Origin of the sequence: Micromonospora sp. CPCC 205539, from assembly GCF_036906815.1 — a bacterium.
Taxonomy (GTDB): Bacteria; Actinomycetota; Actinomycetes; order Mycobacteriales; family Micromonosporaceae; genus Micromonospora.
The window spans coordinates 145,209-160,024 of record NZ_JBAKHW010000015.1 but is presented as its reverse complement, the minus strand read 5'-3'; the positions used below and the strand labels follow the sequence as shown (position 1 = coordinate 160,024).

Sequence of the window (14,816 nt, the reverse complement as noted above, 5' to 3'; positions counted from 1 at the left end):
GGCCCCGCGAGCGCCCCGGTCGCCGGGACGCGCGGGCGCGGCCGGTGCCGCCGGTGGCCGGGACCCGGCCACCGACCCGGTGGGGGCGGGAACCGGGGCGGCCGGGGCGGATGGACCGGCGCTCGAGCCCGGACTCGGGGTGGGCGACGCGCTCGGCGTGCTGCCGCCGCCGAGCAGGCCGTCGACGATCTGCCCGACGCCGCCGAGGAGGTCACCGACCGGGCCGGACGTGGCCGACGGCGACGGCGCGGGTGCCAGGGCGAGGGTCAGCGCGAGCACGACGACGGCAGGCATGGGTCACCTCGAATGGGTCGATGTGCCAGGCACGCTACCCCAGCGTGCTGCCACGAGTGACCCGACGACGGGGTGGGGGACGCGCGTCGCGCGTCCCCCACCGGCGTCATCCGTTCGGTCAGACGGGCAGGCCGCCGACCTGGGTGTTGATCCAGGAACGGATCGAGGGCAGGTCGACGTAGATGGACGGGCCGGTGGCGCAGGTGGAGTTGTTGTTGCCGGCCCGGCTGGTGGCGCCGATCAGGTTCCACACCCCGTTGACCCGACGCACCTGCGGGCCGCCCGAGTCGCCGTAGCAGGCACCCGAGTTGCCGTTGGTGTTGTTGGTGCAGATCTCGTACGGGCCGTTGATCCCCGAGCAGCGGCTGTCGGCCACGATCGAGGTGTCCAGCTCGTTGGCGACCGCCGGGGCCGAGCCGCAGCTCGGCCGCGGGCAGGTCTGGCCCCAGCCGATGATCCGGGTGGCGGTGCCGACCGCGCCGGAGGTGGTCGGGATCGGGGCCGGCGCGTAGGTGACCGAGCTGGCCAGTTGGAACAGCTTGACGTCGACGCTCGGGTGGTTGACCGCGCGGGACACCCGGGCCACGGTCCCGCCGCTGCTGCGGTTGACGCTGCCCACCCGGACCGAGGACGGCGTCGGGCAGTGCTTGGCGGTGACCACCCAGTTGGCCTTGATCAGCGTGCCGGTGCAGCCGGAGACATAGACCATGAACGGGTAGTTCTCGGTGGCGGGCCGGCCGCCGACGACCGTCGGCCCGATGTCCGAGGCGCCGGTCCAGGTGTACGTGGTGGCGGCGGGCGGGGCCAGCGAGCCGGCGAACAGGGAGTTGACCCGACTCGCCTCGGCGGCGCTGGGGTTGGCGTTGCGACAGGAGACCGGGGCGCTGCTGCCGGACATCAGGTCGGTGCAGAGGCCGGTGCGCCGGTCGGGCAGGCCGAGGATGTGGCCGAGCTCGTGGGTGGCGATCCGGGTACGGTCGTAGCCCTGGTCGACGGCCTGGCGACCCATCCAGATCCGGCCCGAGCCGAGCCCGGTCGGTTGCGCCCGGGGCCAGCCGCTGTCGACGTAGATGGTGATGCTGGCCGGGGTGCCGGCCAGCAGCCGGACGTTGCTGACCCGGCTGTTCCAGATCTGCGCCGCCTGGTCGAAGTTGGTGCGGAACTCGCCGGTGCGGCTCGCGTCGTAGTAGAGGGTCCGCCCAGCGGCGGCGGGACCGCCGGTGGCGAGCTGCACCCCGGCCGCTCCCAGGATCACCGCCAGCATGGCCAAGGCCATACGTCTCACTTGTCGTCGGAACATCACGCACTCCCCTGCGATCGTCCGGCGACCACGGTGTCGCCGGTCATTGATGTACGTGAATGCTAAGCGAGCATAGGTCGAGATCGGGCATAACGGATTCGTCATACCGACGTTGCCGTTGTTACCCGGCCGTTACGCCGCAGCGAAGTGGCCGTGCCGGGGCGGGCCCACCGTCAGCACAGAGGGCCGCCGGCAACACCGCCGCGATCGGCCTCGGACACGGAACGGAGACACCACGATGAGGATCAGGAGCGCACTGACGGCACTGGCGGTCGTACTCGCCGGACTGGTCGCCGGCGCGGGCAGCGGCGCCGCGGCGAGCACCACCATGGCGGCGACCGGGTCGCCGTACTGCGGGATCACCTGGGGCAGCGCGGACAAGACGGCCGGCACGCTGAGCACCGCCCCGCTGATCGAGGTACGGACCGGCCGCCAGGACTGCTACGACCGGGTGGTCTTCGAGTTCGCCGGTCCGGTGCACGGCTACTCGGTCGGCTACGGCGAGACCTGGACCGAGGGCGAGGGGCTGCCCCTGTCCCCGTACACCGCCGGGGACGAGCTGCTGCGGGTCTCGCTGCGGGCGCCGGCGTACGACGCGGCCCACCAGGGCACGGTGCCCTACCAGGTCGGTGAGCACACCGCGAACGTGCTGCGCTACCCGACACTGCGCGACGTCGTCTTCGGCGGCAGTTTCGAGGGCTACACCACCTTCGCGGTCGGCGTACGGGCCCGACTGCCGTTCCGCATCCTCGTGCTGGCCGGCCCCGGCACGCACAGCCGGATCGTGCTCGACGTCGCCCACCAGTGGCAGGAGTGACGCCCGTCGAGGCCACGGCCGGGGACCTCGACACAGGGCCTAACCCGCGGGGGCGCGGCGAGCCGTACTGAACCTCCGCTGGTAGGCCGCAGGGCTGATCGACAGGTTCCTGGCGAAGACCCGTCGCATGCTCTCGTAGCTGGGGAACCCGGCGAGGGTCGCGGCCTGCGTGGCGGTGTGGCCCTGGTCGAGCAGGGCCCGGGCCATGTCGAACCGGATGCTCTCCACGTAGCGGGCCGGTGTCGTGGAGAGCTCGTCGCGAAAGAGCCGGGTGAGGTGCCGGGTGCTCACGTTGAGGTGTTTCGCGAGTTCGCTGAGCGAGTGGTCCCCGCGGGGGTTCGCCGTCACGACGTCGGTAATTCTGCGCAGAGCCGGCGAGCGGGGCGGCGGCCCCTGCAGCGGCGCGGAGAACTGGGACTGCCCGCCCGCGCGTTGCATGTAGACCACCAGGGCGCGGGCGACATCGCGCGCCAGGTCGGGCCCGTGGTCCTCTTCGACAAGAGCGAGCGCCAGGTCGATGCCGGCCGTCACCCCCGCCGAGGTGTACGTGGTGCCGTCGCGGACGTAGATCGCGTCGGGCTCGACGCGGCAGGCTGGACACCGGGCAGCAAGCTCGTGCGCGACCTGCCAGTGGGTCGTCGCGCGCTTGCCGTCGAGGAGGCCAGCGGCGGCGAGGACGAACGCTCCGGTGCAGATCGACGCGACCCTTCCGGCCGCAGCCGCCGGTATCCGTGCGGCGTCCGCCAGGTCGGCGGGGACCTGGACGCGCGGGTAGTGGTCGGACCCGGCCACCAGTAGCGTGTCGACAGGTGGCTCAGCGGAGACGGCACCGTCGACCGCCATCCGAATCCCGAGACTCGACGTGACGTCCGCACCGGTCGGCGACAACAGCACGATCCGGTAATCGGCACCGAAACGGTTCGCCTCCTTGAACACCTCGGCCGGGCCGGCGACATCCAGCAGTGTCACCCCGTCGTAGACGACGACCGCGACGCGGTGCGGACCAGCGTTCAGCACCCCGGGCCTCTGGGAGCCGGATCCGTACGGCGAACAGGCGGCTTCGACACCTTTCATTGGTAGCACGCCGTTACCGGAGATGACGGAATGCCCCCGTGGACGGATTTGCCCACCTGGCGATTTTCGTCGTAAACGAACTCCCCGTGATCTGTGGTCGATAACGTGCAGGTTGTCCACGATTTCGCCCTGTCCAGATATGAGGGATTCCTGGCTGGACGAGGGCGGCGCGTCCGACGATCGGCGGGCAGCATGGTGGCCGTAAGCCCGTTCGCGCGCACTGCTGGGGAGGTCAGAGGACATGTCAGAGGTCATCGCGGGGTTGGAGATTCCTGCGACAGCGGCGGTTGCCGAGGCAACCAGGCACATTCAGGCGACAACCAGGCCGGTCATCTACCACCACTCCCGACGGGTCTATCTCTTCGGTCTGATCCACGCTCGCAGGCTTGGCGTGGAACCGGACCCGGAGCTGCTCTATCTGGCGGCCATGTTTCACGACACCGGCCTCCTGACCCCGTTTTCCGACGTCGAGCAGCGCTTCGAAATCGACAGCGCCGACCACGCACGCACGTTCCTCCTGGACCGGGGCTTCTCGACGGCCGCTGCCGAGACCGTGTGGACGGCGGTCGCGCTGCACACCACGCCGGGCATCCCCGACCGGATGGGCCCGGAAATCGCGACCACCTACCTCGGCGTCCTGACCGACGTGCTCGGCCTCGGCCTGGACGGCCTGGAACACGACCAGCTCGACGAAATCCTCGCCGTCCATCCACGGGACGACTTCAAGAACGAGTTCCTGCGCGCCCACGTCGACGGGCTGAAGAACCGCCCCGAAACCACGAACGGCACCGTGAACTCCGACATCCTCGAACACTTCATCCCCGGCCTCCAGCGCGTGACGACGGTCGAGCGCATCGTCGGCTCACCCTGGCCGAGCTGATTGGACACGCATGCGAGCTATCACCGCGCGCGACCGTAACGCGGGTGTCAGCGGGCTCACCCTGACCGACGTGCCGTATCCCCACGCAGCGGAGAACGACGTCATCGTGCGCGTTCACGCCGCGGGCTTCACTCCCGGAGAGCTCGACTGGCCGGCGACGTGGTCCGATCGTGCCGGCCGCGACCGGACACCGAGCGTCCCCGGGCACGAGCTGTCCGGAGTCGTGGTCGACCTCGGCTACGGCACGACCGGCCTCACCGTGGGCCAGCGGGTGTTCGGCCTGACCGACTGGACCCGCAACGGTTCCCTGGCCGAGTACACCGCGGTGGAGGCTCGCAACCTCGCCCCGCTCGCGGCCGACATCGACCACACCGTGGCCGCGGCGCTGCCCATCTCCGGACTGACCGCTTGGCAGGGCCTCTTCGACCACGCCCATCTCGCGACCGGCCAGACCGTCCTGATCCACGGCGCCGCGGGCGGCGTCGGCTCGATCGCCGTCCAACTCGCGCGTGAGGTGGGCGCCCACGTGATCGGCACCGGTCGAGCCGACGATAGTGATCTCGCGCTCGCCCTCGGCGCGCAGACCTTCGTCGACCTGGACGCCGACGATCTGCGGCACGTCGGCGAGGTCGACGTGGTGCTCGACGTCATCGGCGGCGACATCCTCCAGCGATCGACCGAACTGGTCCGCCCCGGCGGCACCGTCGTCACCATCGCCATGCCGCCCACCGTCCAGCCGAGGGACGGGCGAGCCATCTTCTTCGTCGTCGAGCCTGATCGCGCCCGGCTGATCGACCTCGCCCAGCGCCTACGGACCGGGCGGCTCAAGCCCGTCGTCGGCGCCGTGCGGCCGCTGGCCGAAACGGCCTCCGCGTTCGCCCGTCACCACCGGGCACCGGGCAAGACGATCATCCAGATCGTGGACGACCACACAACGCAGCATCCGGGCGAGCACGTCGACACGGGGAGACGCGAATGGCCAAGGTAATAGTGGGAGCGACCCCATTCGAGGGACACGTGAGCCCGGTCCTCACGGTCGCGGCGGACCTGGTCAGGCGTGGTCACGAGGTGATGGTGTACACCGGATCCCGGTTCGAGGAGCGCGTTCGGGCGATCGGGGCGCGGTTCCGGGCGCTGCCGCCGGCAGCCGACCTCGACGACCGGAGGCTGGACGTCCTCTTTCCGGTGCGGGCCACGCTGCCGCCGGGGCCGGCCCAGTTGTCGTTCGACTTCGAGCACTTCTTCCTGGGCCAACTGCCCGCGCAGGTGCAGGGCCTACGGGCGCTGCTGGCCGAATTCCCCGCGGATGTGGTGCTGGGTGAGTTGGGGTTCTGGTCGATACCGGTGCTCCACCTCTCCACGCCGCCGGAGGAACGTCCGACGCTCGTGACGCTGGGCTCCGTCCCCCTGCTGATGCAGAGCGAGGACACTCCGGCGTTCGGTGCCGGAATACTGCCGACGGCAGGCGAGGAGGCACGCGCCCGCAACCGAGCGATGAACGCTGAGGTGCGCCAGGTCTTCGCCGCTCTCCAGACGTTCGCCGAGGCGACCCTCACGTCGTTGGGCGTGGCGACGACGGATTACCTCTTCGACGTCCCCTTCCGCCGTACGGACCACTACCTGCAGCTGACCGTGCCCGGCTTCGAGTACCCCCGCGGCGACCTTCCGGCGCACCTACGCTTCGTCGGTACGCTGCCTCCGGCACGCAGCAGCGGCTACGAGGAGCCGGCCTGGTGGCCGGAGTTGTCGTCGGGTCGGCCGGTGGTGGTCGTCACCCAGGGCACGGTCGCCAACAACGATCTGCACGACCTGGTCATCCCCGCGGTGCGTGCCCTCGCCGACCTCGACGTCCTCGTGGTGGCCGCCACCGCGCGCGAGGACGGCCCAGCCCTGGTACGCCAGGCCCTGCACAACGTGCCGGACAACGTGCGGCTGGCCAGCTTCGTACCGTTCGACGGGCTGCTCCCGCACGCCGACGTGCTGGTCACCAACGGCGGTTACGGCGGGGTGCAGACCGCCCTGTACTACGGAGTGCCGCTGGTGGTGGCCGGTGCCAGCGAGGACAAGCCGGAGGTGGCCGCCCGCGTCGAGTGGACCGGCACCGGGGTCAACCTGCGCACCAGCAGGCCGGGGATCATCGAGCTGCGCGCCGCGGTGCAGACGGTGCTGCACGACCCCGGCTACCGCTCCCAGGCCGAGGTCATGGCCAAGGAGATCGGCCAGTACAACCCGTTCGACGCGATCGCCGACATCATCGACGAGGCAGCCGGCGGCACCGCCCGCCCTGGCCGGCTCGGATAGCCGGTGGACGTGCGGTGCCGCTGTCCGGGTCGTCAGTAGTTCACGTAGGCGGTGACGGCGCGGTGCTCGGAGTACTCGCCGCCGGTCATCGACGGCGTGATGGTCGCGACGTTGCTGAAGCCGTTGCCACTCTTGACCAGCAGGAAGTCGATCCGCCGGCTGCCGTTGGTGTCGTACGCCGAGGAGCAGTCCCGGCTGCCGCACTTCTCGGCGATCGGGTCGCGGTACCCGTCGGCCTTGCCGTCGTTCCACCAGCCCGCGTCCTCGGGCTCCGCGTTGGCATCACCCGCGACGATCTTCAGGCCGCCGCCGAGGCGGTCCATCGCCTCGTCGGCCTCCTTGATGTTCTCGTCGGCGCACAGGGGGCCGTGCCAGGTGTTGGTCGGCCAGTGGATCGAGGCCACGGACACGTCCTCGTTGCGGACGTTGTCGTGCAGTCGAACGGCGATGTTGTGGACGCGGTCCTGGCTGCTGCGGGTGGGCTCGAGATTCTGGCACCCGCCGGTGCCGGCGTCGTAGTCCTCGGGGGCGTCGGACCGCCAACGCGTGGCGTCCTCGTAGGTGAACCGGTCCGAGCGGTAGATGACCGCGTTGGTCTGCTGGTTCTTCAACTTGCCGCAGGTGCTGGTGTAACCCATCGAACCCGGGCTCGCGATCGCGATCTGCCCGGCGTACGTGCCGGGTAGCTCGTCGGAGAGACGCTGCGTCAGGGTGTTCAGCTGCGTCTGGTTGGACACCTGCTGCACCGTGAAGACGTCCGGGCTCAACGGCCGGCCCTTGATGTAGGTGATCAACCGGTCCCAGCTGTAACCGTCCGCGCAGGAGCTCGGCAGCCAGTTCTCGATGTTGTTGTTGTAGACCACCAGATAGCTCGCCGAGCTGTTCACGGCGGCCTGGGCCCCGGTCGAACTGGCGACGCTGATCGCCGCGGTTGTCAGGGCCGTGGTGAGCACAGCGACGGTGCCGCGCAGGAAACGGCTACGACGGATGGACAAATTCGCTCCTTTGGTACGCAGAACAGCCAGTGTTGGTACGGGAGAACCAGTGAGCCTCAGAGCGTGCGCTGGTACTCCTCCCAGGTCCGTTTGGGACTGACCGCCGGGCCATCATCGGCGCCCCGGTTGGCCAGACCGTTACGACCGAGGTAATAGTCGCCGGCCTGATTCTGCGCACCGGTCGACTGGTCGGTGTCGGAGAGCGCGATAGCGTGGATGTGGTAGCCCCAGTCCCCCTGCGCCGGCGTTCGCAGCCACGCGGCAAAGCCCACCGTCCGCAGTCGACGCAGCACGTCCGTCCGGACAGCCGAGGACAGACCGCTGACCGAGAGGTCGAGCGCACCACCGCCGTCGTGGGTGCCGGCGGAGGCGCCCACATCGCTGCTGTACGAGCCCTGCGTGATGCCGAGCTGACGGCCGAGCAGGCGTTCGGCCTCGAACAGCATCGACCTGGTGCGGGTGTTGACCTGCACACCGCGCAGGGTCACCACACTGCCGGGTGAGATCGCCTTGACGACGGTGTAACGGCCCTCGCCGAGCGACCGCAACGACGACGGGCCGGGAAGGCCCGTCGCGTCGAGCCCGGTGTAGCCGAGGGAGCGCTGGTACGCCGCGTACGCGGCGATCGTGCTGGTGCCGAAGTGCCCGTCGACGTACGTCGACGACAGCAGCCCCTTCGCCTGAAGTGCGCGCTCGACCAGCAGGACGCTGTCCTTGGCCCCCTCGGTGAGCGCCGTGTCCGGCCGGCGCGGGTCGATCTGCGCCGCCTTGATCAGCGCCTCCATGTCCAGTTGCGGCAACGCGGCCGCGGCCGCGTTGGCCAGCGGTACGGCGCCGACAACCGCAGCACCGGCAGCGACGAGCAGGCTTCTTCTCGTGACCACGTTTCCTCCGTAAAATATTGACGCATCCGCATAGCGCGATGGAGCTATTCTTCAATGTAAAAGCCGAGTTGTCACCCCGCCGGAAGCCCCATCCTCGAAGGACCCGTTCTGGGCTGCGTCCGGTCTCCCGGATCACGAACCTCGCTCGTCGGCCCTCGTCGTAGCGCGCGACCACACCGAGGCCGTCTTCTCTCCCCTCGCTGGGCTCCAAGGTGACCGGCTCAGGTTCGCGTCCTTTGCTCTGCTTCAACGGACGCAACGAAGCGACCCGATCGGTGTTGCGCCGGGTGAAGCAGAGCAAAGGACCCGAAACAGCAGGCCCGGGGCACGAGGCCCGACGGCGGGCTGAGCGATGACTGACCGCCCTCGACCCGCCGTCTCCTCAAGAAATCCGCGAAACAGGACCTAGCGGCCAGAACCCTGCTGGGCCTGATCGGGCACCTCGTCGGGCGCCTCGTCGGCCAGGTGCCAGACCTCGCGCATCGGGGCCCACCAGTCCCCCGAGCCGGGCTCGGCGATCGACTCCTGACACGGGTCGGTCAGCTTCCACCACGCCTGCGTCTGCGGGTCGGCGGCGATCAGCCGCAGGTCGGCGTCGTAGTCGTCACCGACGTACTCGTAATAGCCGAACAGCAGGTCGTCGCGGAGGAAGATCGTGTAGTTGCGGAAGTTCGCCGCCCGAAGCGTCTTCTCGACGCTCGGCCAGACGGCGGCGTGTAACCGCAGGTAGGTTTCCCGCTGCTCCGGGCGGAGTCGAATCACGCAGCCATGACGTTGCACGTGGCGCCCCTTCGTGTGCGGTGATCGGATCGAGGACGAGCCCGGTGGCCGGCCGGCCTACCGAAACCGACCATGTTGCCAGGACTACGCACGGTGGCAGCGGGTCTACCCTCAGGTGATGGAGGGCCGCGTGCTGGTGGTCGAGGACGATGCCTCCATCCGGGAGGTCACCGCCCTCGGTCTGCGCCGTGCCGGCTTCCGGGTCGACACCGCCGTCGACGGGCGGCAGGCCCTGGCGGCGTGGCGGGCCCATCCGGTCGACCTGATCGTGCTCGACGTCATGCTGCCCGGCCTCGACGGCCTGGAGGTCTGCCGGGAGATCCGACGGACCAGCCAGGTGCCGATCCTGATGCTGACCGCTCGCACCGACACGCTCGACGTGGTGGTCGGGCTCGAGTGCGGGGCGGACGACTACCTGCGCAAGCCGTTCGACCTGCCCGAGTTGGTGGCCCGGGTCCGCTCGGTGCTGCGCCGGGCCAGCGCGCCGATCGCCTCGACCACCATCGAGGTCGGCAACCTGGAGATCGATCCCGGCAGCTTCGTGGTCCGCCGCGACGGCCGGGAGGTGGCGTTGACCGCCACCGAGTTCCGCCTGCTGCTGGAGTTGGCCCGCCGGCCCGGGCAGGTGTTCACCCGGGAGCTGCTGCTGGACCTGGTCTGGAACCACAGCTTCCTGGGCGACTCGCGACTGGTCGACGTCGCGGTGCAGCGGTTGCGCGCCAAGGTCGAGGACGATCCGGCCCGCCCGCGGATGGTCCGCACCGTGCGCGGCGCCGGCTACAAACTGTCCAGCGACTGACGGAAGGGGCGGCGATGGCCGGACGCGCGGTGCCCCCTGGTCGCCTGCGACGCCGGCTGACGATCGCGTTCGTGCTGGTCGCCGGGGTGTCCGCCGGCCTGCTCGCCGGTGGGGCCGGGCTGCTGTTGCGCCAGTCCTGGTCGGACGCCTCGCTCCAGCAGGCCGCCGCCGACGCCCGCTACCAGCTCGTCCTCGCCGGGCAGTTCCTGCCGCTGACCGACCAGCGCGGCACCGACCTGCTCACCAGCTTCGAGGGCAGCGGTCGACACGTGGTGCTCGTCGACGGCCCGGCCCGACCCTCCCACCCGGCGTACGCCCCGACGATCGGCGAACGGCTGCGGGCCACCGTCGCCGAGGGGCAGCTCGGTTACCAGCGCTCCGCCCCAGCGGAGCGGCCTCGGCTGCTGGTGGTCGGCGGCCGGATCCCCGGCTCGACCGCCGAGCTGTACGTGATCACGGTCGAGGACGACATCGCCGCCGACGTCGGTCAGCTCCGCACCGCACTGCTGGCCGGCTGGGTGCTCGTGGTGCTGCTCGCCGCCGCCGTGGGCCACGCGCTGGCCCGCCGCACGTTGGAACCGGTCGGCCGGGCCAGTCGGGCCGCCCAGGCGCTCACCGAGGGTCTGCTCGCCACCCGCCTACCGGTGCGGGGGCGCGACGAGTTCAGCGTCTGGGCGGCGTCGTTCAACGAGATGGCCGACGCGCTGGAGTCGAAGATCGTCGCCCTGTCCGCGGCGCAGGCCCGGGAGCGGCGGTTCACCGCCGACGTCGCGCACGAGCTGCGTACCCCCGTGACCGCCCTGGTGGCGGCGGCATCGCTGCTGCGCGAGCACCTCGACCAGCTGCCCGGCGACGCCCGGCCGGCCGCGCGGCTGCTGGTCGGCGACGTGGTCCGGCTGCGCCGCCTGGTCGAGGACCTGATGGAGATCTCCCGGCTGGATGCCGGCCGGCAGCCGCTCTCCGTCGGCCCGGTCGACGCGCCGGCCCTGCTGCACGCGATCGTCGCGGCCCGGGGCTGGTCGGACCGGGTGCTCATCGCTGCCGACCCGGTCGTGCTGCCCACCGACCCGCGTCGGCTGGAGCGGGTGCTGGCCAACCTGGTCGCCAACGCGGTCGAACACGGCGCGGGCGAGATCCGGGCCAGCGTGGCCGCCGCCGGCCCCCTGGTCGTCTTCGAGGTCACCGACCAGGGGCCGGGCATTCCGGCCGAGCATCTGCCGCACCTGTTCGACCGCTTCCACAAGGTCGACCCGGCCCGCTCCGGCCCCGGCAGTGGCCTCGGTCTGGCCATCGCCCGGGAGAACGCCATCCTGCTCGGCGGGGTGCTGAGCGTGCACAGCTCTCCGGGCGCTGGCGCCCGGTTCCGGCTGGAACTGCCCGCCGAACCGCACGGCGGCGACCGCGAGCAGCGACCGGCCGAGCCTCCCGCACAACACACCGGCGGCCAGCCCGCCGGCACGACGACGGGCGGCGCGGGATGAGGCGGGGGCGCGCCGCCGTGCTGACGCTCGTCGTCGCGCTGCTCGTCGGCGGGTGTGGCACATCCCGCTCCGGTGCGCTGGGCCCGGCACCCACCGTGGCCCCGTCGACCGCCGCGCCGACCGTGCGCCCGAATCCGGCGCCGACGCCGTCGGCAGGGCCGCGACCGTCCGCCACCGGCACCCCGTCTGACCCGGCGGCGCCGGCCAGCACCGGAGGACGCCAGCTCGACACCGTGACGATCGAGCTGTGGTACGTCCGGTCCGGGCGGCTCGTCCCGACCCGGCGGACCCGACCGGCCACCGTGGGGACGTCCCGACTGGCACTGACCGAACTGGCCGCCGGGCCGACCGCGGCGGAGGCGGCGACCGGGCTGGCCACCCTGCTCCCGGCCGGCGTCGAGATCACCCGGATCGTCGACGGCGTGGCGACGCTCGGGGCCGTCCCGTCGGTGGACGACCGGTTGGAGCACCGCCTCCGCGAGGCGCAGGTGGTGTGGACGCTCACCCAGTTCCCCACCGTGCGGCAGGTCCGCTTCGCCGGGGGCGCGCCGGTCGACCGGGCCGACTACGCGGATCTGCTGCCGCCGATCGTGGTCGCCGGCCCGAGCGTCGGCGCGCGGGTCACCTCTCCGCTCACCGTCACCGGCACCGCCGACGTGTTCGAGGCCACGGTGAGCGTCCGGGTCCTCGACGGCACCGGCCGGGAGGTGGCCACCGGCTTCGGCACGGCGAGCTGCGGCAGCGGCTGCCGGGGCGCGTACCGGGTGGTGGTCGGCTGGCGTACGGCCCGGGAGCAGCGCGGCACCGTCGAGGTGTACGAGGTGTCCGCGCGGGACGGCTCCCGGATCAACACGGTGGCCGTACCGGTGCTCCTCTCCCCTACCGGTGGCTGACCACCTGGTTCATCCGCCGGACGCCAGGGCGAAACGTAATCGTTTCGGCAGCTCAGTGCGACGAAACTCATAAAACCCTGCATGATCTCCAAACCGCGAACTACGTTCAGTACGACATCGTTTCGCGGGGGGTCGAGATGCTGGGTGGTCAGCAGGTGGGCGCGGGCGCCGGGGTGCCGGCCGCCCGCAGTGCGCGGTGCACCGACAGCGCCCTCTTCGCGGTGGTCATCGAGCTGCTGCGTGAGGTCGGTTTCGACCGGTTGACCATCGACGCCGTCGCCGCCCGCGCCCACGTCAGCAAGGCCACCGTCTACCGGCGCTGGGACGGCAAGGCCGAGCTTGTGGTGGCCGCCCTGCGCGACCGGCACGTGGGAGTGCTCAACCCGCCCGACACCGGCTCGCTCCGCGGCGATCTGATCGAGCTGCTGCGCGCCACCGCCGCGATCTGCGTCGCCGACTGCGACCTGATGCAGGCGTTGACCTTCGCCATGCGGACCAACCCCGAGCTGGAGCGCCTCGTACGCCACCAGGTGCTGCCCGCCGGGCGGGTGGCCAGCACGGCCATCCTGGTCCGGGCCGCCGCGCGCGCGGAGATCCCACCAGAGGCCGGCGAGCGGGAGCTGTTCCACGATCTGGCCCCCTCGCTGATGATGTCGCGCATCGTCGCGCACGGCCTACCCGCCGATGACGCGTTCCTCACCCAGGTCGTCGACCAGGTGCTGATCCCGGTGTTGCTCTACCACCCCGACCGCCCGTCCCACGCCTGATTCCACTGACACACCAGAAACACGGAAGGCTTCACCATGCCCGGAACTACCTCGACCGCGCCCGGCGCACCTGACGCCGGGACGTCGACAGGCGCACCGCATCCGCGGCGCTGGATCGCGCTGGCGGTCATCGCCGTCTCGCAGCTGATGGTGGTCCTGGACGCCACCATCGTGAACATCGCGCTCCCGAAGGCCCAGGTCGACCTGGGGATCACGGACGCGAACCGGCAGTGGGTGATCACCGCCTACACGCTGGCCTTCGGTGGCCTGCTGCTGCTCGGCGGCCGGATCGCCGACTTCTGGGGCCGCAAGCGCACCTTCCTGGTCGGTATGACCGGTTTCGCGCTCGCGTCCGCACTGGGTGGTCTGGCCACCACCGGCACGATGCTCTTCGCCGCCCGCGCGTTGCAGGGCGCCTTCGGCGCACTGCTCGCCCCGGCGGCGCTGGCGCTGCTCACCGTCCTGTTCACCGAGGCCACGGAGCGGGCCAAGGCGTTCGCCGTGTACGGCGCGATCGCCGGTGGCGGATCCGCGGTCGGCCTGCTGCTCGGCGGGGTGCTCACCGAGTACGCCAACTGGCGCTGGTGCCTGCTGGTCAACATCCCGGTCGCCGCGATCGCCATCGCCTTCGCGCTTCCGCTGGTGCCGGAGAGCCGGGCGCACGGCAACACCCGCTACGACGTGCCCGGAGCGGTGGTCGTCACCGCCGGCCTGGTCTCCCTGGTGTACGGATTCACGAAGGCCGCCGAGGATGGCTGGGACGCCGCCGCGACGCTCGGCTTCATCGCCGCCGGTGTGGTGCTGCTCGCCGCGTTCGTGGTGATCGAGTTGCGCTCAAACCACCCGCTGCTGCCGCTGCGGATCATCCTGGACCGCAACCGCGGTGGGGCGTACCTCGCCTCGACGCTGATCGGCGCCGGCCTGTTCGGCGCGTTCCTCTTCCTGACCTTCTACTTCCAGGTGGTGCTGCAGTACAAGCCGCTGGAGGCTGGGCTCGCGTCGCTGCCGGTCACCGCGGGTGTGCTGATCGCCGCGGGTGGCGCCAGCCAGTTGATGCCGCGGGTGGGCGCCAAGCCGCTGATGGTCGGCGGTTCCGTGCTCGCCGCCCTGGCGATGCTGGCGCTGACCCAGATCGACGTGGACACCTCGTTCCTCACCCTCCTGCTGCCCGCCCAGGTCATCCTCGGCATGGGCCTCGGTTTCACCTTCGTGCCGCTGTCCAGCCTCGCGCTGGTCGGGGTGCCGGAGCACGACGCCGGCGCGGCCAGCGCCACGCTCAACGCCACCCAGCAGGTCGGTGGCTCGCTGGGCACCGCGCTGCTGAACACCTTCTACACCAGCGCGGTCGCCGCCTATCTGGTCGGCCGGGCGCCGAACCCGGTCAACCAGGTCGAGGCGCTGGTGCACGGCTACCGCGTGGCGTTCGCGTGGGGCGCGGCCCTGATCGTGCTCGCCGGTCTGGCCACCCTGATCCTGATCAAGGTGCGCAAGGAGGACATCCCCACCGGCAACGCCGTGCACATGGGCTGAGTCGACCGTCGGGGTCGCCGG

General features: G+C 71.1%; 14 protein-coding genes and 1 pseudogene. 9 read left to right on the top strand and 6 right to left on the bottom strand.

All coding sequences use genetic code 11. The features are described 5' to 3' along the window. Both V6V47_RS15960 and V6V47_RS15955 read right to left on the bottom strand, forming a co-directional pair. Positions 1–294: pseudogene (locus tag V6V47_RS15960) on the bottom strand (hypothetical protein); the annotation flags it as partial. A 118-nt stretch (positions 295–412) separates the two neighbouring features. Beyond that, complete coding sequence (locus V6V47_RS15955; protein ID WP_442934241.1) at positions 413–1,558, bottom strand: snapalysin family zinc-dependent metalloprotease; 1,146 nt, start codon at positions 1,556–1,558, stop codon at positions 413–415. A 274-nt stretch (positions 1,559–1,832) separates the two neighbouring features. On the opposite strand from V6V47_RS15955, the gene V6V47_RS15950 reads away from it, so the two are divergent. Further along, positions 1,833–2,411, top strand: a complete 579-nt coding sequence (locus tag V6V47_RS15950) for an AMIN-like domain-containing (lipo)protein (protein ID WP_334628997.1) — start codon at positions 1,833–1,835, stop codon at positions 2,409–2,411. A 39-nt stretch (positions 2,412–2,450) separates the two neighbouring features. Here the strand turns inward: V6V47_RS15950 and V6V47_RS15945 are convergent, their stop codons facing one another. Then, positions 2,451–3,428: a GlxA family transcriptional regulator gene (locus tag V6V47_RS15945; RefSeq protein WP_334628996.1), complete on the bottom strand. Its 978-nt coding sequence runs from the start codon at positions 3,426–3,428 to the stop codon at positions 2,451–2,453. Between the two features lie 319 nt (positions 3,429–3,747). Between V6V47_RS15945 and V6V47_RS15940 the strand changes: the two genes are divergently transcribed. From V6V47_RS15940 to V6V47_RS15930, 3 genes are all read left to right on the top strand, one after another. Next, positions 3,748–4,365, top strand: a complete 618-nt coding sequence (locus V6V47_RS15940) for an HD domain-containing protein (protein WP_334628995.1) — start codon at positions 3,748–3,750, stop codon at positions 4,363–4,365. Between the two features lie 70 nt (positions 4,366–4,435). Further along, positions 4,436–5,353: an NADP-dependent oxidoreductase gene (locus tag V6V47_RS15935; protein ID WP_334628994.1), complete on the top strand. Its 918-nt coding sequence runs from the start codon at positions 4,436–4,438 to the stop codon at positions 5,351–5,353. Positions 5,354–5,382: 29 nt separating this feature from the next. Next, on the top strand, positions 5,383–6,666 hold the full coding sequence (locus V6V47_RS15930; RefSeq protein WP_334628993.1) for a nucleotide disphospho-sugar-binding domain-containing protein: 1,284 nt from the start codon (positions 5,383–5,385) through the stop codon (positions 6,664–6,666). Positions 6,667–6,698: 32 nt separating this feature from the next. Here the strand turns inward: V6V47_RS15930 and V6V47_RS15925 are convergent, their stop codons facing one another. The 3 genes from V6V47_RS15925 to V6V47_RS15915 all read right to left on the bottom strand — a co-directional run bounded on the left by V6V47_RS15925 (position 6,699) and on the right by V6V47_RS15915 (position 9,307). Then, a complete protein-coding gene (locus V6V47_RS15925; protein WP_334628992.1) occupies positions 6,699–7,661 on the bottom strand; it encodes a hypothetical protein in 963 nt (320 codons plus the stop codon). Positions 7,662–7,717: 56 nt separating this feature from the next. Continuing rightward, entirely contained in the window at positions 7,718–8,545 is an 828-nt protein-coding gene (locus V6V47_RS15920; RefSeq protein ID WP_334628991.1) for a peptidoglycan-binding domain-containing protein, read from the bottom strand. Positions 8,546–8,950: 405 nt separating this feature from the next. After that, positions 8,951–9,307 (bottom strand): L-rhamnose mutarotase, encoded by a 357-nt coding sequence (locus V6V47_RS15915; RefSeq protein WP_334628990.1) that lies wholly within the window; start codon positions 9,305–9,307, stop codon positions 8,951–8,953. Between the two features lie 136 nt (positions 9,308–9,443). On the opposite strand from V6V47_RS15915, the gene V6V47_RS15910 reads away from it, so the two are divergent. The 5 genes from V6V47_RS15910 (at position 9,444) to V6V47_RS15890 (ending at position 14,795) form a co-directional block, all read left to right on the top strand. Further along, positions 9,444–10,124 (top strand): response regulator transcription factor, encoded by a 681-nt coding sequence (locus tag V6V47_RS15910; protein WP_334628989.1) that lies wholly within the window; start codon positions 9,444–9,446, stop codon positions 10,122–10,124. 14 nt (positions 10,125–10,138) lie between these two features. Then, a complete protein-coding gene (locus V6V47_RS15905) occupies positions 10,139–11,605 on the top strand; it encodes a HAMP domain-containing sensor histidine kinase (RefSeq protein WP_334628988.1) in 1,467 nt (488 codons plus the stop codon). Between the two features lie 17 nt (positions 11,606–11,622). Then, the gene (locus V6V47_RS15900; protein ID WP_334628987.1) at positions 11,623–12,498 is read left to right on the top strand and encodes a Gmad2 immunoglobulin-like domain-containing protein; all 876 of its coding nucleotides are present in this window, start codon (positions 11,623–11,625) and stop codon (positions 12,496–12,498) included. 137 nt (positions 12,499–12,635) lie between these two features. After that, the gene (locus V6V47_RS15895; RefSeq protein WP_334628986.1) at positions 12,636–13,265 is read left to right on the top strand and encodes a TetR/AcrR family transcriptional regulator; all 630 of its coding nucleotides are present in this window, start codon (positions 12,636–12,638) and stop codon (positions 13,263–13,265) included. Between the two features lie 36 nt (positions 13,266–13,301). Continuing rightward, positions 13,302–14,795: an MFS transporter gene (locus V6V47_RS15890; protein ID WP_334628985.1), complete on the top strand. Its 1,494-nt coding sequence runs from the start codon at positions 13,302–13,304 to the stop codon at positions 14,793–14,795. The last annotated feature ends 21 nt before the right edge of the window (positions 14,796–14,816 follow it).

Excerpts from the sequence above, each read along its gene's own strand:
- V6V47_RS15955 (WP_442934241.1), bottom strand. The coding sequence starts at position 1,558 with ATGCTGGCGGTGATCCTGGGAGCGGCCGGGGTGCAGCTCGCCACCGGC.
- V6V47_RS15950 (WP_334628997.1), top strand. The coding sequence starts at position 1,833 with ATGAGGATCAGGAGCGCACTGACGGCACTGGCGGTCGTACTCGCCGGA.
- V6V47_RS15910 (WP_334628989.1), top strand. The coding sequence starts at position 9,444 with ATGGAGGGCCGCGTGCTGGTGGTCGAGGACGATGCCTCCATCCGGGAG.
- V6V47_RS15905 (WP_334628988.1), top strand. The coding sequence starts at position 10,139 with ATGGCCGGACGCGCGGTGCCCCCTGGTCGCCTGCGACGCCGGCTGACG.
- V6V47_RS15895 (WP_334628986.1), top strand. The coding sequence starts at position 12,636 with ATGCTGGGTGGTCAGCAGGTGGGCGCGGGCGCCGGGGTGCCGGCCGCC.
- V6V47_RS15890 (WP_334628985.1), top strand. The coding sequence starts at position 13,302 with ATGCCCGGAACTACCTCGACCGCGCCCGGCGCACCTGACGCCGGGACG.